21 protein-coding genes are annotated in these 23,787 nt (G+C 66.2%); 10 read left to right on the top strand and 11 right to left on the bottom strand.

Features of this window, described 5'->3' with window-relative positions:
• The first annotated feature begins 7 nt into the window (after positions 1–7).
• Positions 8–1,528, top strand: coding sequence for a carboxylesterase/lipase family protein (locus BVE01S_RS06490; protein WP_066625712.1), 1,521 nt, complete (start codon positions 8–10; stop codon positions 1,526–1,528).
• 9 nt (positions 1,529–1,537) lie between these two features.
• Here BVE01S_RS06490 and gor read toward each other — a convergent pair whose 3' ends face one another.
• Positions 1,538–2,920 (bottom strand): glutathione-disulfide reductase, encoded by a 1,383-nt coding sequence (gene gor / locus BVE01S_RS06485; protein ID WP_066625710.1) that lies wholly within the window; start codon positions 2,918–2,920, stop codon positions 1,538–1,540.
• A 332-nt stretch (positions 2,921–3,252) separates the two neighbouring features.
• On the opposite strand from gor, the gene BVE01S_RS06480 reads away from it, so the two are divergent.
• Positions 3,253–4,719 carry an integrase arm-type DNA-binding domain-containing protein gene (locus BVE01S_RS06480; protein WP_084375318.1) on the top strand — a complete coding sequence of 489 codons (1,467 nt, stop codon included), beginning with the start codon at positions 3,253–3,255 and terminating at the stop codon, positions 4,717–4,719.
• Between the two features lie 63 nt (positions 4,720–4,782).
• Positions 4,783–5,640: a hypothetical protein gene (locus BVE01S_RS06475; RefSeq protein ID WP_066625709.1), complete on the top strand. Its 858-nt coding sequence runs from the start codon at positions 4,783–4,785 to the stop codon at positions 5,638–5,640.
• Between the two features lie 42 nt (positions 5,641–5,682).
• Here the strand turns inward: BVE01S_RS06475 and BVE01S_RS06470 are convergent, their stop codons facing one another.
• From BVE01S_RS06470 to BVE01S_RS06445, 6 genes are all read right to left on the bottom strand, one after another.
• Complete coding sequence (locus tag BVE01S_RS06470) at positions 5,683–6,627, bottom strand: phage exclusion protein Lit family protein (RefSeq protein ID WP_066625706.1); 945 nt, start codon at positions 6,625–6,627, stop codon at positions 5,683–5,685.
• Positions 6,624–7,694: a hypothetical protein gene (locus tag BVE01S_RS06465; RefSeq protein WP_066625703.1), complete on the bottom strand. Its 1,071-nt coding sequence runs from the start codon at positions 7,692–7,694 to the stop codon at positions 6,624–6,626. The genes BVE01S_RS06470 and BVE01S_RS06465 overlap by 4 nt, the downstream gene beginning before the upstream one ends.
• Before the next feature lie 8 nt (positions 7,695–7,702).
• The gene (locus BVE01S_RS06460) at positions 7,703–11,575 is read right to left on the bottom strand and encodes an nSTAND3 domain-containing NTPase (protein WP_157076438.1); all 3,873 of its coding nucleotides are present in this window, start codon (positions 11,573–11,575) and stop codon (positions 7,703–7,705) included.
• Between the two features lie 203 nt (positions 11,576–11,778).
• On the bottom strand, positions 11,779–13,077 hold the full coding sequence (locus tag BVE01S_RS06455) for a type II toxin-antitoxin system HipA family toxin (RefSeq protein WP_066625691.1): 1,299 nt from the start codon (positions 13,075–13,077) through the stop codon (positions 11,779–11,781).
• Positions 13,074–13,427 (bottom strand): helix-turn-helix domain-containing protein, encoded by a 354-nt coding sequence (locus BVE01S_RS06450; protein ID WP_066625688.1) that lies wholly within the window; start codon positions 13,425–13,427, stop codon positions 13,074–13,076. Before BVE01S_RS06450 ends, BVE01S_RS06455 begins: the two co-directional genes overlap by 4 nt.
• Positions 13,428–13,594: 167 nt before the next feature.
• A complete protein-coding gene (locus BVE01S_RS06445; protein ID WP_157076437.1) occupies positions 13,595–15,409 on the bottom strand; it encodes a competence protein CoiA family protein in 1,815 nt (604 codons plus the stop codon).
• Between the two features lie 174 nt (positions 15,410–15,583).
• Here BVE01S_RS06445 and BVE01S_RS06440 point away from each other — a divergent pair, with 174 nt between their 5' ends.
• Entirely contained in the window at positions 15,584–15,895 is a 312-nt protein-coding gene (locus BVE01S_RS06440; protein ID WP_066625681.1) for a hypothetical protein, read from the top strand.
• A 13-nt stretch (positions 15,896–15,908) separates the two neighbouring features.
• Here the strand turns inward: BVE01S_RS06440 and BVE01S_RS06435 are convergent, their stop codons facing one another.
• Entirely contained in the window at positions 15,909–16,187 is a 279-nt protein-coding gene (locus BVE01S_RS06435) for a hypothetical protein (protein ID WP_066625679.1), read from the bottom strand.
• Positions 16,188–16,509: 322 nt separating this feature from the next.
• Here BVE01S_RS06435 and BVE01S_RS06430 point away from each other — a divergent pair, with 322 nt between their 5' ends.
• Entirely contained in the window at positions 16,510–17,409 is a 900-nt protein-coding gene (locus BVE01S_RS06430) for an endonuclease/exonuclease/phosphatase family protein (protein WP_066625677.1), read from the top strand.
• Between the two features lie 27 nt (positions 17,410–17,436).
• Here BVE01S_RS06430 and BVE01S_RS06425 read toward each other — a convergent pair whose 3' ends face one another.
• Entirely contained in the window at positions 17,437–18,093 is a 657-nt protein-coding gene (locus tag BVE01S_RS06425; protein WP_066625675.1) for a YfjT/YkfB family phage-associated protein, read from the bottom strand.
• Complete coding sequence (locus BVE01S_RS06420; RefSeq protein WP_157076436.1) at positions 18,077–18,799, bottom strand: hypothetical protein; 723 nt, start codon at positions 18,797–18,799, stop codon at positions 18,077–18,079. The genes BVE01S_RS06425 and BVE01S_RS06420 overlap by 17 nt, the downstream gene beginning before the upstream one ends.
• 272 nt (positions 18,800–19,071) lie before the next feature.
• Here BVE01S_RS06420 and BVE01S_RS06415 point away from each other — a divergent pair, with 272 nt between their 5' ends.
• On the top strand, positions 19,072–21,126 hold the full coding sequence (locus BVE01S_RS06415) for a ParB/RepB/Spo0J family partition protein (protein WP_066625670.1): 2,055 nt from the start codon (positions 19,072–19,074) through the stop codon (positions 21,124–21,126).
• Positions 21,127–21,194: 68 nt separating this feature from the next.
• Here the strand turns inward: BVE01S_RS06415 and BVE01S_RS17010 are convergent, their stop codons facing one another.
• On the bottom strand, positions 21,195–21,332 hold the full coding sequence (locus BVE01S_RS17010) for a hypothetical protein (protein ID WP_169802116.1): 138 nt from the start codon (positions 21,330–21,332) through the stop codon (positions 21,195–21,197).
• A gap of 370 nt (positions 21,333–21,702) precedes the next feature.
• Between BVE01S_RS17010 and BVE01S_RS06410 the strand changes: the two genes are divergently transcribed.
• The 4 genes from BVE01S_RS06410 to BVE01S_RS06395 all read left to right on the top strand — a co-directional run bounded on the left by BVE01S_RS06410 (position 21,703) and on the right by BVE01S_RS06395 (position 23,771).
• Positions 21,703–22,218, top strand: a complete 516-nt coding sequence (locus BVE01S_RS06410; protein ID WP_157076435.1) for a hypothetical protein — start codon at positions 21,703–21,705, stop codon at positions 22,216–22,218.
• Between the two features lie 89 nt (positions 22,219–22,307).
• Positions 22,308–23,219, top strand: coding sequence for a HEPN domain-containing protein (locus BVE01S_RS06405; protein ID WP_066625664.1), 912 nt, complete (start codon positions 22,308–22,310; stop codon positions 23,217–23,219).
• Between the two features lie 76 nt (positions 23,220–23,295).
• Positions 23,296–23,550, top strand: a complete 255-nt coding sequence (locus tag BVE01S_RS06400) for a hypothetical protein (protein ID WP_157076434.1) — start codon at positions 23,296–23,298, stop codon at positions 23,548–23,550.
• Entirely contained in the window at positions 23,547–23,771 is a 225-nt protein-coding gene (locus BVE01S_RS06395) for a hypothetical protein (protein ID WP_066625659.1), read from the top strand. The genes BVE01S_RS06400 and BVE01S_RS06395 overlap by 4 nt, the downstream gene beginning before the upstream one ends.
• Positions 23,772–23,787 lie beyond the last annotated feature (16 nt).

Genomic DNA, 23,787 nt, shown 5'->3' with positions numbered 1-23,787 from the left:
AGCGCGCATGACAATCGCCGGCGTTTTCGCCACCCTCTCGCTCATGATGGCGCCCGCAGCCGACCAGCCCACCGTCCGCATTCCGCAGGGCGTCCTGAACGGACGCGCGGATGCCGATGTGGCTGCGTTCAAGAATATTCCCTACGCCGCGCCGCCGACGGCCGAGCGGCGTTGGCGACCGCCCGGCCCCGCGCCGACCTGGCAGGGCCAGCGCGACGCCTCGGCCTATGGTCCGCTGTGCATCCAGGCGCCGCCGAACGGCGACCCCGGCGTCGGTCCCTTGCCGATGAGCGAGGATTGCCTGAACCTGAACGTCTGGCGGCCCATCAGTGCGGCTCAACCCGCCCCGGTCATGGTCTGGATTCATGGGGGCGGCTTGGTCAACGGGTCGGGAACCGCGCCGCTGTATGACGGAACGAACCTGGCCAAGCGCGGCATGGTCGTGGTGACGCTGAACTATCGGCTGGGGCGGCTGGGCTTCTTCGATCATCCGGCGCTGGCGGCCGAGCGGCCGGCGGGCGAGGCGGCGGCTAATTACGGCCTGATGGACGTGACGGCGGCGCTGAAATGGGTGCGCGCCAATATCGCGGCCTTTGGCGGCGACCCCAAGAACGTGACCATCTTCGGCGAATCGGCAGGCGGGGCGATCGTCACGCGGCTGATGATCTCGCCGCCGGCGCGCGGTCTGTTCGATCGGGCGATCGTTCAGTCCGGCCTGGGGCGGGAGTTGCAGACGCCGCTGGACCGCAAGGGCCCCTATGGCGCGCCTTCAGCGCGGGAGCGCGGCGAGGTCTGGGCCTATGGCGCCGGATTGAGGACGGCGGCGGATTTGCGCGCGGCGCCGGCCGATCTGTTCCTGACGCCGCCTCCGGTCTTCGCCAACGGCGACCTGACGCTGATCGACGGGCGGATCGTGCCGTCCACCGTCGAGGCGGCGTTCAAGGCGGGTCGGCAGGCCCCGGTGCCCTTCATCATCGGCAGCAACAGCGCTGAATTCTGGTGGATGCGGCCCACGGATCGCAACGGCTATGGTCAGATCGATGACGACATGACCTGGCTCGAGCGCGCCGACGCCGTTCAGGCCTATGGCGGGCTGGAGGCGTTCGACAAGCTGGCGATCACGGATCTGGTGTTCTCCGAGCCGGCCCGGATGCTGGCGCGGCTGCATGCCAAGGCAGGCCATCCGGCCTGGCTCTATCGGTTCGATATCTCGTCGCCGCAGAATCCCGAGCCGCATGGCGGCGCGACCCATGCGATCGAGCGGCCCTATGTTTTCGGCACGTTGAACACCCTGCCGTATCCGGTCGAGGATCGGGACCGAAAGGCGTCGGAGGCCATGATGGGCTATTGGACCGCATTCGCGCGCTCGGGCGATCCCAACGGCGTTGGACGGCCGCGCTGGCCTACGGCGACCCGTGTGGACACCCGGCTGATGAACTTCGGCAATCGGGGACCGGCCGTGACGCCCGTGCCCTTCAGCGCCCGGCTGGACCTGCTCGAGCGGTTCCGCGAGCGGCCCAGGCCCTGAGGGCAAGCGTCAGCCGGCGGAGGTCGCGCCCGACTGCTTCTCCTTCAGCGTGACCAGCTCTTCGGCCATGGTGGGGTGAACGGCGCATGTGGCGTCCCACTGCGCCTTGGTCAAGCCGGCCTTTACCGCGATGGCGGCCAGCTGAATCATCTCGGGGCTGTCGGGGCCGACGATATGGACGCCGACCACCCGCTGGCTGTCGGCATCGACCACCAGCTTCATCAGCACCCGCTCATCCGAGCCGGTGAAGGCGTATTTCATCGGCCGGAACCGAGTGACATAGACATCGACGCCGTTCGAGCAGGAGCGACGGGCCTCCGCCTCGCTGAGGCCCACGACCCCGACCGGCGGCTGGCTGAAGACGGCGGTAGCCACGGCCTCGTAGTCGAAGTGCTGGGGATTGTCGCGATAGACGGTCTGATGGAAGGCGACGGCTTCGCGGATGGCGACGGGCGTCAGGTTCATCCGGTCGGTGACGTCGCCGAGGGCCCAGATATTGTCGGCCGTCGTCCTGGAATGGGGATCAACCTTGATGGCGCCCGCTTCATCCAGCTCGACGCCTGCGCTCTCCAGCCCCAAATCCTTGACGTAAGGGATGCGGCCGGTGGCGAACATGACCACGTCCGTCTCCAGCTTCATCCCGTTTTCGAGGTGATTGACCAGGCCGGTGTCAGTCTTTTCGATCTTCTCGTGCTGGCAGCCGAGAATGACCTTGATGCCGCGCTTTTCGATCTCTCCGGCCAGGTGCGCGCGCACATCGTCGTCGAAGCCGCGCAGGATGTTGGGGCCGCGATAGATCAGTGTCGTCTCGACGCCCAGGCCCGCGAAGATGCCGGCGAACTCCACCGCGATATAGCCGCCGCCCGCGATCAGGATGCGCTTAGGCAGTTCCGGAAGGTGGAAGGCTTCTTCGGACGTGATGGCGTGCTCAATGCCAGGTAGCTCTTCCGGCTTCCACGGGCGGCCGCCCGTGGCGATCAGAATCTTTTCGGCGGTGATTGTGCGATCCTTGCCGACGATCTCCACAGTATGGGCGTCTTTCAGAACCGCCCGCCCGTGGACCAGTTCGACCCCGGCCTTGCCCAGATTGGCGGCATAGATGCCGGACAGGCGCGCGATTTCGACATCCTTGGCTTCAAGGAAGGTGGGCCAGTCGAACTTCGCATTGTCGAACGACCAGCCGTAGCCCTCGGCGATCTCGAGCGCGTGGCTGACCTCGGACGCCATGACCATGAACTTCTTGGGCACACAGCCACGAATGACGCAGGTGCCGCCGACCCGATATTCCTCGGCGACCGCGACCTTCTTGCCGTCCAGCGCCGTCAGCCGCGCCGCTCGCACCCCGCCTGAACCGGCGCCGATGACGAAGAGGTCGTAGTCGTAGTCGGCCATAGGTCGGATTCCGTTCAGCGGCAGGCATCGGCATTTAAGCCACGCCGCGCGAAATCCAAGAGGCTGTTGGGAAGCTAGGGAAAGACGATGGTGGGTGATGTAGGGTTCGAACCTACGACCCGCTGATTAAGAGATGCCGATTTGGCGCTTTCCGAACCCCGCCGGATGCACGCTATATCGCGATATTACACGATTGATTTAATTAGACATTTTCTTGTTTTGGCGTAGACTGGCGTACGTCGGAGAAACGATCCGCTGATAACCCGGCAGGTCAATTTCACCGTTCTAAACGCCGTTCTAAATCACCGTTCTAAACGCCAAAAAGTCAGCACATGGCCGACCCTCGTCTCACCCTCACCGACCGCGCGATCGCGGGCCTCGCCTACGCCAAATCCGGCCAGTATCGCGTCCGCGACACAGAGCTCGCCGGCTTCTTCGTCCTGATCGGAAGCCGGACGAAGAGTTTCATGATTCAGGCCGATCTGAGGACCGGCAAATCCAGGACCTCTATCCGAATGAAGGTCGGCGAGGTCGGCGAAACGTCCGCGCGGGACGCCCGCGCCAACGCCAAGATCCTGATCGGTCGGATCGAGAAGGGCGACGACCCGCGACCACCCAGGGCGCCGAAGCTGCGGGCAGGGGGTGCTGGAGACGGTTCCGGCATAATGATCGCGTCAGCCGACGGCGTACCCACGCTTCGTGAGGCATGGTTGCGTTTCAAGGCGTCCCACCTCGAACGCAAGAAGCGCGCCCCCGGAACGGTGCGGAGCTACACCGATCACATGGAGCGGCTGTTCGTCGACTGGCTCGACCGCCCGCTGTCCGAGCTTGGCGACGACCCCATGCTTCTCGCAAACCGGCATGACACGATCACCTCGGCGAACGGACCGGCGATCGCCAACGGCGCCATGCGCAGTTTCCGCTCGGTCTACAATCACGCCAAGAAGACCTGCAAAGCCTTGCCGCGCGAGAACCCGGTCAGCGGCGTCGACTGGAATCCGGAGCATCGCAAGGACACGGCCATGGGGGTCACAGATCTGCCGGCCTGGTTCGAGCAACTGGCCCTGATCGCCAACCCTGTCCGTCGCGAATTCCACCTGATGACGCTCCTGTCCGGCTCTCGCCCGGAAGTGCTCAAGAACGTCAGGGTGACCGATCTGGACCTCCGAAACCGGGTCATGCGCATGAGCAAGCCCAAGGGCGGAGAAATGAAGGCCTTCGACATCCCGCTGTCGCGCGCGATGATGGAGTGCATCTTCCGCCTGCGCCGCATCGCCCCGATCATCTATCCGCAGAGCGGGCGCGAGTGGCTGTTCCCCAGTGACGCGCCGTGCGGCCATCTGGTCGAACACAAGGAGGACCGCGCGGTTCTCAGCCATTGGGGGAACGACCTGCGCCAGACCTATCGAACGCTCGGCCAGGCGGCCGAGGTGTCCGAGGTCGATATGCACTTGCTGATGAATCACTCCCTGCCGGGCGTGAACGCCGGCTACATCACCCGCTCCAAGTTGATGCGGGATCACCTGAGAGCCCAGCAGGAGAAGCTCTCGCGGTTCCTGATCGGCTCTTGCGTGGGGCGTGGAAAGCGATCCAGCGCGGAGCTCAGCCGTTGGCTCAACAGCACCAGCCGGACCTTGCTCGATGACCTGATGGCCGAGCATCCGGATCAGGCCAGGCTGAGCGGGGGATCCCGCGCGGCGTTGCGCAAACTCGAGGTGCAGGCGGCGCGCGTTGCTGTCCACGCCCTGCCCGGGACCCTGATCGATGCGCCGAGCCGGCGCGCGACACGCGCGGTCTAGGCAGGAGGCACTCGACCTGCTGCACTACGGCCGTGGACACCAAGGGGCCCGAGGGAGGCGGCGATGACGGATCAGCCGGGCAAGAGGCCGAGGTACAGGTTCGATGGCTGGGACGACGCGGACTACCTGTTGGGGGCGGATCTCGACTATCGCACGCAGGTGCGAGCAATCGAAGAGCTCCTGGCGCGTCTGGACAAGGCCGACGGCGAACTGTCCCAACAGATAGAGGACCTCGAGGCGCGGGCCCGAGGCGCTATGGGCGACCACGCGGAACATCTGGTGGACCTGTCGGTCGACCACATGCACTTCTCTGTCTACCAGCACGCGGCGCACGCGATGGCGGCCGCCGGCATGCTGGCGCCTCTGTTTGAATCCATGCTCGTTCGGATCTTCGCCCGGATCGGCGAGCGACCCTGGCCGGTAGGCCAAGCGGACCGTCTCGCCCGCGCGGGCGCCGGTCATGCCGACCTGTGGAACGCGCAGATCTGCTTTACCGAGGACGGCGGTCCAAAGTCGGACCTGCTCGGCGGCGTGCGTCAGCTCGCCACGATGAGCGGCCTGGTCAAACGGCTCCCGAGCGATTTCCACGCCGTGTTCGAAGCGCTCATGCTTTATCGCAACAACATGTTCCACAACGGCCTGGAATGGCCTGTCGAGAAAAGGGCGAAGTTCCAGCGGCAGATCGGCAACAAACGCTGGGAGAGCTGGTTCAGCGCAGCGACGACCGGCGGAGAGCCCTGGGCCTTTTACATGACCGACGCCCTGATCGTGCGATGCCTCGAGGTCTTCGACGAGGTGATGGTCGGCGTCAGCGGCCTTGTGCAGGCCCAGGTGGAGGTCCACGGCTGGAGCGATGAACCGCTGGAGCCGCCTCCGGACTTCATTGTCGCGATGCTGGAGGAAGACGCCTCCAAACATTGAAGGGCCGGTCGCGCCCGTCGGCCCTCCCCAGTCTGTCCCCCGTTAGCGCAAATCCTCGAGAATTCCGGTCGCAAGTTCACGGTACGAGGTTCCGGTATAGCCCAGCCTCCGCCCATCCTGGCGCATGAGCGAGACCAGCAGGCAGGCCGTGATCACCCAAAACGGTGACTCGTCAGGCAGATTGTAGCCACCGATCATCGCCTCCAGTCGAGATCCGATGGGCGGATAGTCGCCACCGCCCCAGTGGGCATGTCTCGGTGTCATCGCGTGGATCGCCACCGCGGCAAACGCGATGCCCGCCGCCCGCTTCTGAAGAACCTGCGCGTGGCTCCAGCCGTTCTCCCTAGCGTATATGGCAAGCCCCGACGTCATGTAGTCACGCGCCCAGATATCACATGCCATCTCTTCCTCGGAGGCGGGCTGACGTTCTCCCTCGGGCGTTTGGTGCGCGTGTTCGGTCGCGCGCGCCTGAACGTGCTTGAACTCGTGAAGAAGGGCAAAGGCCAACGCCAGGGCGACCAGGTCGAACACGGCCTGGTCCTGGCTGGTAGGGAGGCTTTCGCGATCGGCCGTCGGCTGGGGCAGGTCGTCAGGCCATTCGATCTCGGAGGTTTCAGCGGAGTCCAGAAGCGCCCTGGCGCTTGCGATCCGCGACTTGAAATCCTGCTCGAAGCGTCCGCGTTCGTCATCAATCCCAAGCGCAGCGTCGACTGTCGCGCCGGTCAGGGTCGCGACGGTCAGGGCCGGCGCATAGACCTCGATCGCGCGCCAGGCGCTGAACCCGATCAGCCAGAAGAAGTCGATGGTCTTGGTGTCGAACCGAATACGCTTGCTCGTCGCCTCCATCGTCGAACCCACCGAGTTCGGGACCACGTCGACCTCATGGCCATGTGCACGCCACAGCCTGGAGATCTCGTCAGCACGCTCGGGGACGGCGCCCCGCAGGAGATTGAGAACGATGGTCCCATCGGTTGAGCGCGTCGTCATCTCTTCTCCTCGTCGCCTTGATGGCTGGTGGCCGACCGTCCGGCGAGACCGTCATAGTTGGGAGCGATGCGAATGCGCCAGAGCGGAAGGGCCTCGCTGTTCTGGACCTCCCTGAAGGGGGCGAAAAGCTCCGGGTTAGGCGGCGCAGCGAGCCGGACGACGGCGCGCTCTTCCAGCGTATGATTGGCATAGTAACGGGCGAACATCCGACTGAGAGTGCCGACATGGTCGAACCCTTGTTCGGCCGCTTCCTCCGGCTCATGGACAAACTCCACACCCAGCAGCCGCTCTCCGTCCATCACCGCGAGAGGGCCTTCGACCGACCACTGCCCGAAGTTCATCAGGATCCAGGCGATCTGTTGATCGACCGGATCCAGAAGCTCCCGATCCTGGCTGAAGACCTGAGCCTTGCCGACGATGAACTGCGCGATGCCCTTCTCGTCGATGAAGTGTGGTTGGTCGGGATTGGCGGTCAACCGCATCACCAGTGGTCCGCAGGTGCTGATCCCCTCATCGCCGAGCTCCGAGAGTTCGTTGACGGTCATAGCCGTGACCATGTCCAGCTCGAGATCCTCGTCTTCGGCGACGAGCCTGGACGGGGTGACCAGCGTCCAGATCGACCACCGCGCCCAGAAGACCGCCAACTTCAGCTCGGCGCCGGTGGCGTTGGCATAGGCCTCCATCGGGCGGCGGTAGGCGGCGGTCATGATCTTCTTGCGCTGTTCGCCGGGATCCTCGCAGTAGACGTTCTTGACCTCGACCAGCCACTGCGCGCCGTTCTTCAGCACCAGCCGAAAATCCGGCACCCGGAAGTCGGCCTCCGGCCAGACCTTGCCGCCGTCCTCGGCCTTGATCATCCGGCATCCCCCGAGGGCGATCATCAGGGCTTCGAACATCGCTTCGACGCGCTGGCCCTGAAGCAGGGCCGGCATGCCGAGGCCCACGTCGAGCTGCTGGCCCACATGCAAATCGAAGGCCGCCCTGGTCTCGGGGTCGTTCAGTGAGGCATCCCGGTTGGCGCTGAACTTCCCGTACAATTGCATCAGGTCGAAAGGCGGCTTCTCCATGGGCGTCGTCACCTGCGCTTGGGGGGAGGGTTGAGGAGCCGAATGACCTCGCCGCACACCACAGGTTCCCCGAGATCCTCGACGGCCTTGTCGTCGAGGATGATCGTCTCGTCACCCAGGGCGCGGGCCACGGCGACATGGCCGGGTGGAAGCAGCGCGGCCATAGCCTCGGCGGTGGCCGGATCCCGCTTCGCCATGCCGTAGATCAGGGGCGCCACCATGATCCTCCGACGTTGGGAGGCCGCGACGCCGCGCGCCGTCACCAGGGCGGTGGCCGGGTCGCCGGCGAGACCCAGAAGGAATGCGAGAGGCGCGGCGATGGCGGCCCCTGTTCGTCGCAGGACGTCGGCGTCGACGCTGGCCGCCAGGTTGGGCCCGATCCGGTCGTAGCCATACATGAGAGCATAGGCGGCGGTCCTGCGAATGAGGCCTCGCCCGGGCGCGATGGCGAGGTCCATGACACGTCGCTGCTCCTCCTCGGCGCCCGTTGCGATCAGGAGAGAGAAGATCGAGGCGCGAAGGGTCTGGTCCCTGGTTTCGATCGCAATGTCGTAGAGACGGCCGATCCAGGTCCTGTCGAGCGGCGAGTAGGCCGCGAGCGCGGCGACCGCCTGCCGGGCGATCGGGTAGGTGGAATCCTCATCCTCGTAGTGAATGCTCGACGACCAGGTGTCGCCAGCGAGCCTGACCAGCGTTTCCGCGTGGGTCGGATGAGCGTCCCTCGCCAACTGCCCGACCAGCGACTTCAGCACGATGCTGGAGTTGCTGTTGGCCCTGGCCAGGAAGCGCGCTTCGAGCGGCGGCGGCGCATCGGCGACGATGGCCTCGAAGGCTGTCGTGCTGACCCGCGCGAAGGGATGTTCGAGGGCTGTGTCGACCACCTCCGCCATTCCCTGCCTGATGGCGGCGTCGATCGCGATCCCTGCATCTGCGGCCGCGTCCGCATCCGTCCTGGCGAGCAGCCACTGGATGTCGTCTGCGACGTCCAGATCGACGAACGCGGACGCCTCGACGCGCAGCCGGTGAACCGCTGCGCTTCCCCCTCTGGCGGAGCGCAGCAGGGTCAGGCTCTCATCGGCAAAGGCCGGCGTCTCGTCCAGCGAGAGGGCGAGCGAAGCCTCGATCAGTCCTGCCACGGAAGCCGGCAGCATGGCCTTGACGCGCGCGACATCGTCCGTTCCGCTCTCCTTGCGCCTTGGCCGCTCGCTGACTTCGGCCAGATCGATGGCGATTTCGACGATGCGCGCGGCCAGGCCACGGCGTTCGAGTTCCGCGACGATGCGGGGAAGTTCATCGTGGGCGTGGGCGACCAGGCAGGCCAGGGCGGGGCGGCGGACATTTCGCTCTGGATGGCCGTCACGGACGCGCGCTGCGAGTGACGCGTGGTAACGCTCGTCCCAGGCGTTCGAGACGACAAACCACAGCAGGCCTTCCTCGTCCGTGCCGAGCGCGGCTGCGGCGGCCCCGTTCACCTCGTCCGGGTCTAGCGCCGTCGTCCGAACGTCGCGGGACATGTCGAGGAGCCAATAATAGCGCAGACCCGGCGCATGGGGGTGTTGGCTGACACGCCGCCAGCCGAGCGTCTCGCGGACATGGCTGACGTATTCCGAGAGGAAGACGCCGGCGGTCCAGCCTTCGTCATGGTCGGCGAAATCCCCGTAGTCGTCCGGATAGACGCCGTTCTCCATCGCGAGCCGCTCGGTCTCGGCCGCCTCGCGATCCGCCTGGGTCGGCTCACGCACTTCGACGGCGGTGCTGACGATCTCCTCGAACCCGCCGAGGTCGCGCATCGCGCCCTTTGCGACGGTGCCCGAGGCTTCTGTCAGCCCCATCCCGACCATCAATCTCGCCGCCGTGAGGTAGTCGGCCGTCAGGTCCGGCGCGAAGCGTTCGACGGCGTCGACGAAGTGTGTCGGGTAATCGTCCCGGTCGACCGGCAGCACCTCGCGGACGAACCGACCGAGGATCGACGCCGCTCTCGGATCCCCGCGCATACGCTCGTACCAGGCCTCGTCATGGTCCTGCTGACCCCAGCGATGGAACCCGCCGAAATCGGGGTCGGGGCGGTGGAGGATAAACCGTGCAGCCTCAGAGGCGATGCTTGCGTCCGAACCCGCATTGGCTGCGAGGCGCAGGTCGTCCGCGAACGTCTTGCTGGTTTCGTCGGTCAGGCGACGATCAATCCAGGCGTCGATCAGGATCCGCGCATTGTCCGGCGCGACAAACCTGAGGTCCGTCCGAGCCGCGGCGGCGATGATCCGTGCAGACGCTTCTGCGCCCCACTCGATGTCCGGACTGTCGGTCGACACGAGATACTCGACGAGGGCGCGCAACGCATGGCGGGCCTGCATACGCTTTCCGGCGAGCGCGCGCGCGATCCCCGCCTCGACACGGTGGTGATAGTAGGCGGTGACACCTTCGCCGGGTCGCAGATTGCGTGCGGCAGTGAAGAAATTGATCAGGGGCTGCACGCCGTTCCCGAGCGGCGGGTGCCGTGCGGCCAACCCATCCTCGATGTCGGGCAGCAGGGCGAGAGACAATTTGTCCGCCGCCTTCAGCATGCCCCACAGGACCGCCGCGGCCGCAATCTCTCCACGTTGCTCGATCTGTTCCTGGACCGTGGCCTCGATCGCGTTCTGGTGGGCCTTGCTGATCGCGTCGGTCACCAACCCATGCGGATTGTCGGGATCGATGCGGTCGAGCATCTGCAGGGCGTCGAAGAATTTCTGGATTTCGAGGGGCAATCCGATCTCGGACAGCACCCGACCGATGTTCTGGATCGCGAGCGGACGCAGCCGGCGCGGCAACAGATCGATGCGGGATCGGTACAGCTGGATGCGCTCCTGCCAGCCGTAATTCTCCGCCTCCAGATCGAAGCGCCATGCCTCCAGTCCCTCCAGCGCGCCGGCATCCTGGATCACGTCCTTGCGGGATGTCGCGATGAAAAGCCGATCATGACGCGCCTCGCTGAAGAAGCCCGGCAGCTGATTGGTCCAGCGCCGGCGCGACGGGTCGAAATCGACCCGCCCCCAGGGATCCTCGATATCGTAGAGCACCGGGCCGGTGGTGGTGTCGGTGGCCAGCTGTTCAGGGCCCTGGGTGATCACCACGCGCTTGAGGCCGGGGATCTCGGCCCGGAGCTCCTCGTAGAGCTTGCGTGTCGCCTCGGTCTTGCCGGTGCCTGATTGCCCCACGATCACGGCCGCGCCATGGGTCTTCATCAGGGTTTTCAGCGCCCCCCAGTTGGTGGGGTGGACATACCGGTCCAGCGTCGGGCTGGCCGCCAGATAACCGCCATGGGCGCGAATGGTCTCCTCGACCTCGCTGCGGCTCCAGACGCCGCCCGCCACGCCCTGGATGCGCAGCCGGGCGGCGTCCCGCAGATCGCGAAGGCAGGCGCGCCAATCGTCGAACGGTACGCGGCAACGCTCGATCAGCAGATCCTTGATCTCTCGTTCGAGTTTCTCGTCGTCAATAGCCCCGACGATGGCGACGCGGCCGGCTGCGTTCTCGGGTAGGATGTCCGCGATCGTGGAGGGTATGTCCGCGGCCTTGGGCCAAGCACCGGTCCGGCGAACCTGAAGGTCGCGCGCGCCGCCGTTGAGGGCCGCGCTCGTGACGAGCACATAGCGGGCGTTGGGCTGTTCGAGGCGTGTCGCCGCTGACACCCGAGTCGGACCACCATGCTGGAGCAGGGCGCGGACGCCGGCCACGGTCCAGGCGTCGCCCGTGCGGCGTTTCGCCTGGACGATCATCTGATAACCCTCGACCGTCGCCTTGCCGGCGACGACGCCTGGGTCGGTCTCGGCCAGTTCGGCCTCGAGGTCTTCGTCGCCCTTGGGTTCAAGCACGAGTTCGCCGGTCAGGCGGCGCGCGACCATCAGATCCAGAGCGATCCAGACCGAGGCATTCATCTGATACTCGTAGCCGGCTAGGGCGTGGCCGCCGGAGCCTTCCGGTTGCTCCGCGGCTTCGTCCGACGTTTCCGCGTCGCTCAACTCAACGCCTCCCTTTCCTGCCCCTGAAGTCGCGCGGGCGCCGCGCCGCGCATGTGTGATCTCTGGCGATGCCGGTTTCGGCGAGCCTAGATGTCCATGCGCAGACTGGGATCGATGGACTTGCGCATGGCTTCGTCGACTTCGGCTTCGGCCGCGAACCTCGGCCAGTCGGCGACGGTGGCCACCACCTCGTCGATGATGGCGCGGGCGCGGGCCGCGTTGATCGACGCCGTGGCCGCGCAGGCCTCGAGGTCGGCGCGGGTGAAGTCGTCACGGCGGCCATTGACCGACATCTGGTGCTGCCGGAGCCACTTGTTCGTCGGATCCATCGCCCAGGTCACGTCATAGGCGGGGGCGAGCGACCAGACGCCTTCGCGATCCATCAGGAAGGCGATGTTCTTGACGTGGTCGTCCTGGTTCCGGGCCACGACGTTGAACGTCATGCGCCGGAACAGCTCCTCCATCTGGTCCATCGGCAGACCCAGCCGCCGCATGACCTGGAAGGCCTGCTCATAGGTGTAGCTGTCGGGGCTGCAGTAGTCGTAGTGGGCAAGGGCCGCGAGCGACTGCATATGCAGCTTGCCCCCGGCCTCCGTGCGGTCGAACCGCCGGGTCATGAAGTGACGGCGTCCGCCCTCGGGAAGGAGCCGGCAGTCCGTCATCGCGATCCCGGCCGCCTTGGCCATTTCCGAATAGGCGAACTCCACGGCGCCGTAGCCCTGGGGGTCGGCCAATCCCCGGTCCTTGTTGTTGCTGACCCCGTCAAACTTGAGGAGCCAGTAGCCGAAACCGTCTCCGGCCTCGACCTGGCCGGAGCGGACCTCGTTCGTCTCCGGGTTCCAGGCGATCACCGCCTTGGCGCGGGCGCCGCCGGCCGAAGTGCCGACCTGCAGGATTTCATGCAGGGCGGCGGCCTTATCCGGGTCGGCGAAGGACACCTGCAGGGTGTTGCGATTGCTGAGCACCTCCGAGGCCAACTGAACGAGGCTCTCGACGTGGATCCGTTCCGACTTGCGAGTGCGGGGCCCCGCCGCCGGTGTGAACTCCAGTGCGCCCATGCCGCGTGCGCCCATGTAGCAGAGCCGCTCCACGGCATCGAAGCTGTCTGGCGTCCGGCCCTGGGTCGCCAGCCAGGCGTCGATCAGGGTGTGGCCGTAGCGGTCGGGCAGGGCGTCGGCGAGCAGGCCCGGCAGGCCGTAGAAACTCTCGGGGTTCAGACCCGGAAAGCTGTAGATGCGGTCGCCGAGCGGCATGAACAGCGGCGCCACCTCGATCTGGGAGCGCACGAAGGCCGGTTCATAGGCGAAGGTCGCGACATCGGCGCCCTCGGCCAGCGAGACGGCGCCGATGCGGCGCCCCCATAGATTGACGGCGGCGAGGGTCATGCGTCGTCTCCCCAACGCCAGGGCTGACCGGCGTCCTCGTCCGGTCGGGCGTCCGGCCGGGCGCGCTGTCGGGTCTTGCCGTGGCGCTCCAGAAGATCGACGGGATTGGCCGGAGCCTCCGGCAGGAAGCGATCGAAGGCCGCAAGCTTGTCGAGGACGCGCAGGGCCCGGATGAGATTGATGAGCTGGACGGACTCGCCCGCTTCGAGACGCTCAACGGTGCTCTTGGACACGCCCGCGGCTTCTGCAAACTGCGACTGGGTCATATGACGTTGCAGTCGATAGTCGGCCGTTCTTCGGCCGAGTTCGGCCAGAACCGTCTGATCCGTGGTAAGATTGGTGATCTTCATAATTCGTCACTTTCGACGAGTTATCTACCATTCCGAGAGTTAATTCGTCAACAATGACGAATTATGAGTGGTTAGGTGGATCATCGATAATTCGTCATAGGTGACGAGTTATCGAGAATTCTACAAGGTAAGTCGTCAATTTTGACGACTTATGAGGATGCAGCTTCCTATCGTTTGGACCGGCTTCCGAGAAGGCTCATCGCCTCCCGCAGGCTGCGCTCGTCGACACAGTGCGCCAGAGGGGTCGCCATGCCGAGTTCGGGGCGCCGGTTGTTGAGGAAGAACTCGGCGCGGGCGGGCTCGAAGCTTGCCCCGGCGGCCTGCCGAAGCCGAGCCTGAAAGCCCCCGATGACCATGGCCTTGCGGGCGGCCTCCTCCAGTTCCGCGACATGGCGCCTGAGGGCGCCCAGCGCGGCGCCAAGGCCCTCGTCGGATTGCTCGGACATCCTGATCGCGCAGGCGGCGCCCGGCGCCAAGGGGGATGAGAGCCAGCCTTCGGCCTCACCGTTCAGGGCGGCCCAGGCCGCCTCTCGAATAGCGACCACCCGCCCCGCTCTGGCGCGACGTTCGGCCTCTTCCTGGGCCGCCCGTTCCTGGGCCGCGATCCACGCGGCCTGCCGCCGGCCCTCCTCGAGCCGCTCCTCGAACGGCAGGCCGAGGAGTTCATCCGTCAGCGCACCCCCCGCCAGCATCCGCTCGATGGCCGAGAGGCCGGAGAGAAGCGCGCGCCAGTCGGCGTCGCCGGCCATCACAAGATCGGCCAGGCTTCGTCCGGGGGCGATCGGCGGATTGCGAGTCCACGCCGCCAGGGAAAAGGCGTCGTCCTCCGTCGGCTGGTCAGCCAGAGCGAACAGGCGTTCCAGTCGGGCCTGGACATCCGTCTCCCGCCGCAGCCGCGCCGCCTCGGCCGCCGCGGCGGCGCGGCGAGCGTCCCGGTCGGATCGAACCCGTTCGATGAGCGCGGGCGACAGGCGATGATCGCCCTTGCGATACAACAGGAGCCCTTCGCTCTGCAGGTCGTCCATAAAGGCCTGCATCGCTTCGCTGGGAGGTCGGAAGCCGGGCACAGCCGACCTCAGCGCCTCCAGGCTCGCTCTCTGCCGGGGCGGACGATCATCGCTCCAGAGGCAGTCCCGGATCAGACCCAGAAGCATTTCCGGAGTCACCTGATCGACCGGCCAGCCATCGAGCGCGCGCGCGACGAGCCGGGACAGGGCGGCGGCTTTCCACAGATGCGCCGGCACGATGAAGCCGTCGCCGGGCCTGGCGCCACCGACCAGCCGCCCGTAGCCCAGATGGACCAGCTCGGCGCGCATCAGCTCCAGCTCACGCGGCCGACGGACGGGGGCTTTGCGGATGCGGGCGACCAGCCGTTGGCCGCCCTCCTTTTGCCGTGCCGCCTCCGCTCGCGCCCGCGCTTCGGCTTCGCTGGCGAGCAGGGCCCCGACCTCGTCGAGCCTGGGATTGAAGAGCCAGACCCGCGGCGCCTTGGTCAGTAAGGCCTGGGCGACCTCTTCGGCGTCGTCGCAATCCTTCCAGGCCGACAGGTCCACCTCGATCGCAGAAACGCCTCCGGCGCGGATCCGTGCGATCTTCTCCGGTCCGCAGGCGTGGGTCACCAGCACCTCCACTATAAGACGCCGTCCATCAAGCGCCGTGAGCTCGACGTCGGGGACGATCTCGCCGGCACGCTTCTCCAGCTCGGCCTTGAGGAAGGTGAAGTCCTGACCCCGATGGACCTGTCTGGCGAGGCCGCCGCCCTGGGCCACCAAAGGTGGCAGCCGTATCCAGAGATGGGCGCCCAGGGCCTGTTTGGCCCAGAGGTGCGCGTTGGTCTCCAGACCGGTTCCGCAGCTTTCGCCGGAGCCGGCGTGAGCGAAGTGGTGGACGAGGATGTCCCCCTTGTGCGCTACGAGTTCGCCGCCACAGGCCGGGCAGATGCACCGGCAAGCCGCGCCGCGCTCGACATCGCGGATGGACACGTGGACGCCATCGCGCAGGCCATAGGCCAGCTCCTTGCGGAACCCCAGAAACTCACTGTGATCCTTCCGACGGGACATCACGCCGAACCTGACGCCGCTTCGCCTCCGGCGACAAGACGGGCCTGAACGGGGTGCGACCAAAACTGACGTATCTCGCGGCCGGGCTCGAGGTGGATGACCGAGACCGACTCCGCCTATGGCCGTCGCATGACCCGTGATGATCTCGATCAGACGCTCGACCGGATGGCGGCCGAAGCCACGGCGCCGGAGGGGCAGCCCGGCCTCGTCACGGTCCAGACTGACAACTGGCTCGGCAGCCTGTCCGGGGTGAAGGTGAAATGCGCCTCCCTTCAGGACGGGATGCGCTACCGGGAGATCCAGCTTCAGGTCTCTTCGCAGTTCGAGACCCGGGTCCTGTCACGGGCGGAGGCCGGCGGACGCGGCGAACCCTATCGCGAGCTGCTGCCGAAACCGACGGACGCCTGACGACAGGCGGCGTTCAATGCAGCGCCAGGCCCTCGGGTCTGGCCGGCGTCATGATCAGGCTCTCGACCATGGCGTCGATCTCTTCGTGCAGCTCGGCGATGTCCTGACCGGGAAAGCGGTCTTCGGCGGCGCAGCGCCAGGCCGCCCTCAGAACCTCACGAGCCGCTTCAGGATCGAGATCGTCGAGATAGACGAGGCCGCGTTCCGCGAGGATGCGGCGGGCCACGACGCCGGCCCGTTCGGCCAGGTCGGCATAGACCTCCGCTTCCTCGCTGGAGAACTCTTCGGCCATAGCGATCCTCGTTCAGGACGAATGGGGGACGGGCCTGGAACTTCTGTGAAGAAGCCCGGTGTTTCGGAACCGGCCGCCGCCGACGTGTGAACGTCCCCCGGCTCCAGATCGGCTCCTATCATCCCGGAACCCGTCGCCGCCTAGCCTACAGTCTCGCCGACCAGGCGCAATGTTAAGGCCCGGACGGGCCTGCGAGATCGCGAGAATCGATCTGATGCTCTACGCGGGATCGCCGGTTGGCGACCGACCTCGCCGCCGGCTGCGGCCCTGCGCCGACCCGCCGTCGGCCGGGCCGCACCCTTTCCGGAAAAGGATCCCGGCGATGAAATCCCTGATCGCGCTCTCTCTTTCAGCCACCCTTCTGGCGAGCTGCGCCGGTTGGACGCCGTCGCGTGAGAGCGACGCGCTGAAGGTCGCGAGCTGGAATCTGGAGCATCTGGCCGAACGGGATGGGGAAGGGTGCGCACCGCGCACCGAACCCGACTACGCCCGTCTGCGTGAGCACGCGATCGCGCTGGGCGCCGATGTGGTCGCCTTCCAGGAGGTTCAGAACCGCGCCGCGGCCGAGAGGGTCTTCGATCCTGCGGTCTACGACGTGGTGATGTCAGGTCGGCCACCCAGTACGCGCAGCGGCGAATGCCGGGGGCGGCCCGGTCTCTTCATCCAGAACCAGGCCGTGGGCTTCGCCATCCGCAAGGGCATCCCCTGGACACGCAACCCGGATGTCAGCGCCCTGGCGCTGGGCAATCCGGACTTGCGGTGGGGCGTGGACATCACCGTGTCGAGGGGGCGGCCGGTCCGCCTCCTGGCCGTGCATCTGAAATCAGGATGCAACGCCGGTCGCGACCCCGCCGACCCGGACTGCCCGGTGCTCTTCGACCAGCTCCCCATCCTGGAAGGCTGGATCGAGGCTCGGGCTCGCGAAGACGCGGCCTTCGTCGTCCTCGGCGACTGGAACCGCCGTCTGGCCGGAGCCGGAGACGCTTTCCTCGCGGACCTGAACGACGGCGAGCCTGCGGGCTCGATGTTGACGCTAACATCCGGAAATCGACCGGCGGGCTGCAAGGTGCGCTACCGCGAGTATATCGACTTCATCGCTACCGGCGTTCGCGCGTCGGAGCGGACGGTCGCTGGTTCGTTCGAGGAATACGCCTACGGGGGAGTGCCCGAGGATGAGCACCCCTCGGACCACTGCCCGATCGCCGTCCGGATCGCCGGCTGAGGCTCGGGCCGTGGCTGGCTTCACGAGCTAGTCCACGATGGATCCGAGATCCTCGACCTCCTGAAGCGCGTCGAACGCGCCTTCGAGGGTGAACCGGGTCGCCAATCCGACTGCGGGCACGGACACCCGGAGCGACGAGCCCTTGCGGAAAGCCGCCACGATCTGACGAAGGTGTTCGACCTCTCGCCACTGGATGGCGTGGATGCTGAACGATCGTCCTCCGTCATCCGGAAGGTCCAGTTCGAAGAGTTGGTCGTCCACTTCCAGCACCACCTCGACCGTGTCCGTTCGACGCGCCCCCCTTTGCCCAGTCAAACTGATGTCGAAACTGATCTTGTCTGCCCCGGCGCCAGGGTTGGCCGACACGACGAACTCGCCGCCCGAGTTGGTGCGGACGCGGATTTCGATCCAGCCCTGACCGAAACCGACCGCTCTCCAGCGGCGATTGACCGGAGGCTCCGTTGTTTTCCCGCGAGCCCGCCAGTTGGCCCAGAAGAGCACCAGGCCGACCAACATGATGGCCCCGACGCCGAGCAACAGGCCGCGCGCCAGTGGGACATCGAGATCCGGAAAGGCGAGGGGAATGAGCAGGGAGATGCCGGCCGCGGCGACGGCCAGCAGGCCGGCGCCGATGACGCGCTTGCGCGTACCGGCATGATCCGGCTCGTCAGCGGGCTCGTTCATAGGTTCCCCGGAAGCTCACGTTCATGCCGTAAAGGCCGAGTTCGTTGTCCTCATCGACCGATAGAACGCCGCCGTCGAAGGTCAGACGGATCATGTGAACCTCATCGCCCCGCCTCGGCTCGAACACCTCGATCACGCCATTGCGCAGGGCTCCGACGAAAGCGGTCTCGCCGATGTTTGGACCATACTCGCGGTGCGAGCCCCACAGGGCCTCGCCCGTGATCGCGTAGCGCGCGTCGCCTTCCGGGCTGTCTGCGATGGGGGTGAGGGAAAGTTCTGCGGTGTCCGTTCCACTTCCGACGCGGATCCACACGCCTGCATGGGGGTCCTGCGGTGGGATGCGCAGTTCTCCGAAATGGACCGGCAGGCTGAGGACCTCAGCCAGACGCGCATAGAGCTCATCGCGATAGGCTCTCACCTCAGCTTCGACGAGGCCTTTTCGCTGACTTGTCCGGCTGTCGTACTCGTCGTGATGCTCGAGACAGAGATACGCGAGGTTGTCCTCGCTCGGGTCGTCATTCCGCTGATTGAGGTGCGCGATCTGGCCGGGCTTGAGTCCAAGATCGCGGCTCAGTCCGAAACAGATGCAGCAGCGCCGCCGCGACTTCAGAAGCACTGCGGTTTCGGTGGCCTTCGGAATCGAGCGGCGCGTCATGGCCTGAATAGTGGCAGGGCGAAGCCAACCTGCACAGATGGACGCGGGCATATCCATGTCGTGCCGACAGGCGCCAGCAAGAGGCTAGGGGCTCCGCCCCCGCGCGGGCCAGGGTGCGCGGCTACGCCGCCGGATAGGCCGGTCTCCCCGGCCTTCCGCGCCGGCGAAGGATGTCCGGTCTCCCAAGTCAGTCAGGCTTGTGCAGGCCGGGCGATCCCCCTCCGGCCGATCCGCCCTGGCCCTTGCTACCCCGGTCTCGCCGACGGGCAGGGTTTCAGGCGCGCCTTCCGCGTGCCTGCAACCCTTGCCCAAAGGAGGCAGACATGACTGCTCAATCCACCCAAGCCCGTGTCCCGGCGGCGGCTGACGCCGCCGGGACCGGAGCGGAGGAGCCGAAGCACGGCGCGGAAATCTTCGTGCCGCTCAATCTGTTGAAGGCGTCCTCCAAGAACGCCCGGAAGGTGAAGCATTCCGAGGCCACCCTCGAAGGGCTGGCGGCGTCGATCAAGGCGAAGGGGGTGTTGCAGCCGCCCGTGGTCGAGATCGAGCGTGGCGAGGACGGCGCCCCCACCGGCGCCTATCTCGTGACCATCGGAGAGGGGCGGCGGCTGGCCCTGCGGATGCTGGTCAAGCGCAAGGCCATCAAGCGGAACCATCCGGTCAAGGTGACGGTCGATACCGAGAACGACGCGCACGAGATCAGTCTGGACGAGAACATCACCCGCGAGGCCATGCACCCCGCCGACCAGTTCGAGGCGTTCAAGCGGCTCGCGGACGAGCGCGGCTATGGCCCCGAGGAGATCGGCGCCCGGTTCGGGGTTTCGGCCCAGACGGTGCGCCAGCGGCTTCGGCTCGGCGCGGCGGCGCCGGAGTTGATGACCGCCTATCGGGAGGAGGCGCTGGCGCTGGACCAGCTGATGGCCTTCTGCCTCAGCGACGATCAGGATCGCCAGCGTCAGGTGTTCGAGCAGATGGGCCAGCACATGCCGGTCTATGCGATACGCCGCGCCATGACCGAATCCAAGGTCGCCGCTGGCGACAAGCGGGTCCGCTTCGTCGGCGTCGAGGTCTATGAGGCCGAGGGCGGGACGGTGCTGCGCGACCTGTTCACCGAGGATGGCGGCGGCTGGCTGGACGATCCGGCGCTGCTGGATCGACTGGTCAGCGAGAAGCTGGCGGAGCTGGCCGATGAAGCGCGTCAGCGCGAGGGCTGGAAATGGGCCGAGGCCGGGTCGGACTATCAGGACGCCGCCGCCCTGGGCCGGGTCTATCCGGTCGAGGTGGTCCGCTCCGAGGCCGACGCCGCCCGGATCGCGGCGCTGTCCAAGGAATACGACCGCCTCGTTTCCGAAACGGACGCGGCGGACACCCTGCCGCCCGAGGTGGATGCCCGGCTGGAAGAGATCGACAAGGCCCTGCAAGCCTTCGGTCCGGACTTCGACTACACCGCCGAGGTCAAGGCGCGGGCCGGGGTCATGGTCCTTCTGGGTCACGACGGTCTGGCCCGGTTCGAGCGCGGACTGGTTCGGGCCGAGGATGCGGTGGAAGACCGCCGCCCCGATCCCGAGGCGCCGGAAAGCTGGACGGAGTCTGAGCGGGAAGGCGAAACGCCCCCCGCACCGGACGCCGAGGCGGACGAAGGGCTGGCGCCCCTGTCCGAGCGGTTGGTGATCGACCTCACGGCCCACCGGACCATGGGCCTCCGCGATGCGGTTCAGGCCGACGAGACCATCGCCCTGACCGTCGTGGTCCATGCGCTGGCCTTGCAGGTCTTCTACCCGGCGTGGGGGACGTGGACGCCGCTGCAACTGCGGTTGAGCGTGACCGGGCTGGAGCGTCTGGCCCCCGGCGTCAGCGATGGCCCGACGGGGCGGCGGGTGGCCGACCGACTGGAGGCGTGGGGCGCGCGGCTCCCGGAGGAAGCCCGCGACCTGTGGGCCGTGCTGGCGGTCATGCCGCCGTCCGACCTTCTGGGCCTGATGGCCTGTTGCGCGGGCGTGGGTCTCTATGCCGTGCGCGATCCGCACGACCGGAAGCCTGATGCGCTGGCGCATGCCGAGACGCTGGCGACGGCGACTGGTCTGGATATGACCGGGACGTGGTCTGCGACCGCGTCGTCGTATTTCTCGCGGGTGTCCAAGGCGCGGGTTCTGGAAGCCGTGACCGAGGCGACCACCCCCGAGGAAGCCGGGCGGATCGCCGGGTTCAAGAAGGGCGACATGGCCGAGGCCGCCGAACGGCTGGTCGAGGGCAAGGGCTGGCTGCCGGTGGTGCTGCGCACGGCCCCGGCGGTCGATCCGGACGCTCCGGAGCCGGAAGGCGAGGCGACAGAGCCGCCGCCATCCGATGACGACGCCTACCGGTTCGCTGCCGAGTAAGCGGCGTCAGGTCCGAAAACTGGCCGCGCGCCCCTTGGGGGCGCGCGGCTTTTCGCTGTGAGCGCCGGCTAGCCGGCGAAAGTGAAATAGATGGTGGCCACGAGGGCGAGCGCCACCACCACGGCGAGGCCGAGGCCGCTGGCGGAAAGTCGCCAACCAGGGGCTTCGAAGTCGAAGCGGTGCTTTTCAGGATCGTTGGTCGTCATTCGAACTCTAGCCTTTCTAAAAAGGCCTCGGCTCTGTCGCGTGTTGCAGGTGCAGCAGCAGGCAGAGATCCGAGACCGGTTGGGGTCTCTGCCGTTCCAACCGATCTGCGCCGGGGACGAACGGATATCTCGCGGAACCCGTTACTGGAGAGGGTTCCATTACCTGCCGCGGTAGTCACGCTCAGACGTTCTTGTGCGGCGTCACCAGATGATTTCGAGGTGAGAGCGTTGATATCGAAACGCGCTTCCACCGCGCGAGTTGCATGACGCGAGCGTCCGCCTATTCCCAGAGGATCGGTCATGCAAAGAGGGATTCGTGAGCGCGATATCCGAACGCACCAAGCATAAGGCGCAAGTCTACGACGTGGCCTTGAACGCCTTCTTCCGCACCCGCGATCTCGACGCTGAAAGTCTCGGAACGTCTAGAACCGACACGGGCTGGGATATTGCCGAGGCGATGGTCGCGGCGGCCATAAGCGGCGTCACCTACAAGACCCGCAGCCAGACGACGCTCATCGACGCCGCGATGCTGCTGAGGGGTCTTGCGGACAAGGTCCAACAGGACGGGCTTGCGAGTCTGGACTGGGGCTACAAGGGCGACATGCTTTCGCGCCACGCTTGGCGCCCGGACATCCGGACGTCCGACGGTCTCGATCAGCTCGACAAACGCACGGCCGCGCTCATCGACGGATTGATGGGCACGACCCGGTCGCGCACGGTTGCGGACAAGCGCGCTATCGTTTGCCTGTCTTTCGCCCGCATGGCGCTCGATCAGGTATGCGACCTCATCGATCAGGAGCCGGAGAGCGCAGAGGGCATCCGGAGCGCGGCAGTCGCCATAGTCCAGAACCGGCTCGAAGAATTGAAGACCACCTCAGCCCAATAAGGCGGCGAGTTGGCAGGCAGACCCTGACGACCTGTGCAGAAATTCAATCATGTCTTGCCCGGACGCAGGTCATCGGGGAGACTCGCGACGTGAAGAAGACCCTCGATCATTTGCCGCTGCCCAAGCAGACCGAGCTGCGTCACGTCGTCGATGTGATCCGAACCTCCTTCGAGGAAGCGATCGTTACGCGACGCGCCGAGCGCCTGAAGAACGGCAAAATCCTCAAGATCATCCTGTATGGATCATACGCTCGGGGCGATTGGGTTCATGATCCGGTCGGCCGCTACTTTTCGGACTTCGACCTTCTGGTCATCGTCGATCATGAAGACCTGACCGACGGCGAATTCTGGTTCGACGCGCACAACAGGACCATGCCCGGCGAGGGAGAAATCCGGACCCCCGTCAGCATCATCGTCCACAGCATGGACGACGTGAACGAGCAACTGGATCGCGGGCGCTACTTCTTCGCCGACATCCTGCGCGACGGCGTCATCCTCCACGACACCCCGGGGGCCAGGCTGCATAAGCCGGCGACAATCAAGGCGAAGGCAGCGCTCGTTGAGGCGGAGGAATTCTTCGCCGAGTGGATGGCCAGCTCGGCAGAATTCCAAGCCGGAGCAGGCTTCTACGCAGCCCGCGAGAACAACAAGCTGGCTGCCTTCAGTCTGCATCAAGCTGCGGAGCACCTCTACCATTGCATCCTGCTGGTCGTGACGCTCTACAGCGGCAAGGCGCATAACCTCGCTTTCCTTCGGAAGAAGGCCGAAGCCATCGATCCTCGACTGTCGGACGCCAGGCCGCGTGAGACCAAGTTCGAACGCCGCTGCTTCGAGCTGCTGCGCGAGGCCTACGTCAAGGCGCGATACTCGAAGCACTACAAGATCAGCGACGAGGAACTCGCTTGGCTGACCGAGCGGATCGAGGTGCTGCGCGGGCTGACCATAGCCGTATGTGAGGCGCGTCTGGTCGAGCTGCGACGGGAGGCCGCCGACGATGTCTGAGGCTCCCGCCTTCTTCCTACCGTTCGCTGATTCGGCCGCGACGGCCGACGAGGCCTACGAAACGATCCGATCCACAATGGCGAAGGAGGCCTTTCCGCCCACCGATCGCCGCATCTACCGCGTCGCCTACCAGCACAACGGGCGCGACCTCGTCGCGACCGTTGGCGAAAAAGACGTCGACGGCGAGACCGTGATCGCCATTCTGGAGGCGTACAATCCGGAGCCGATCTATATGATCTGCACGCCGAGTAGGGGCGTGGTGCGGGGCGATCCCATTCTCGCGGGCGCCGCCTTGGCGGTGATCGATTTTTCCGAGGAGAAACCGGCATGAGCGTCAAGGACAAGGTCGATCGAGCCATCTTCGGCTATCACGGAGATGACCTGCATGGCGTCACCGTGGGCTTTGAGCTCTGGGATGACTTTTGCCGAGAAACCGGATTGACGCCTCATCCGGCCCAAGTCGGCGGTGAGGATGTGGAGGTCACCTACCAAGGCCTGAGCATCAGGCCCGGCGTCACCCCAGACGCGATCAAGCTCGTGACGGGCTTCTAGGCACCGGTCGCTATGA

Source organism: Brevundimonas vesicularis NBRC 12165 (genome assembly GCF_001592205.1).
GTDB classification, from domain to species: Bacteria; Pseudomonadota; Alphaproteobacteria; order Caulobacterales; family Caulobacteraceae; genus Brevundimonas; species Brevundimonas vesicularis.
The sequence above is the reverse complement of the archived record's forward strand: the minus strand, read 5'-3'. Positions and strand labels throughout refer to the sequence as shown.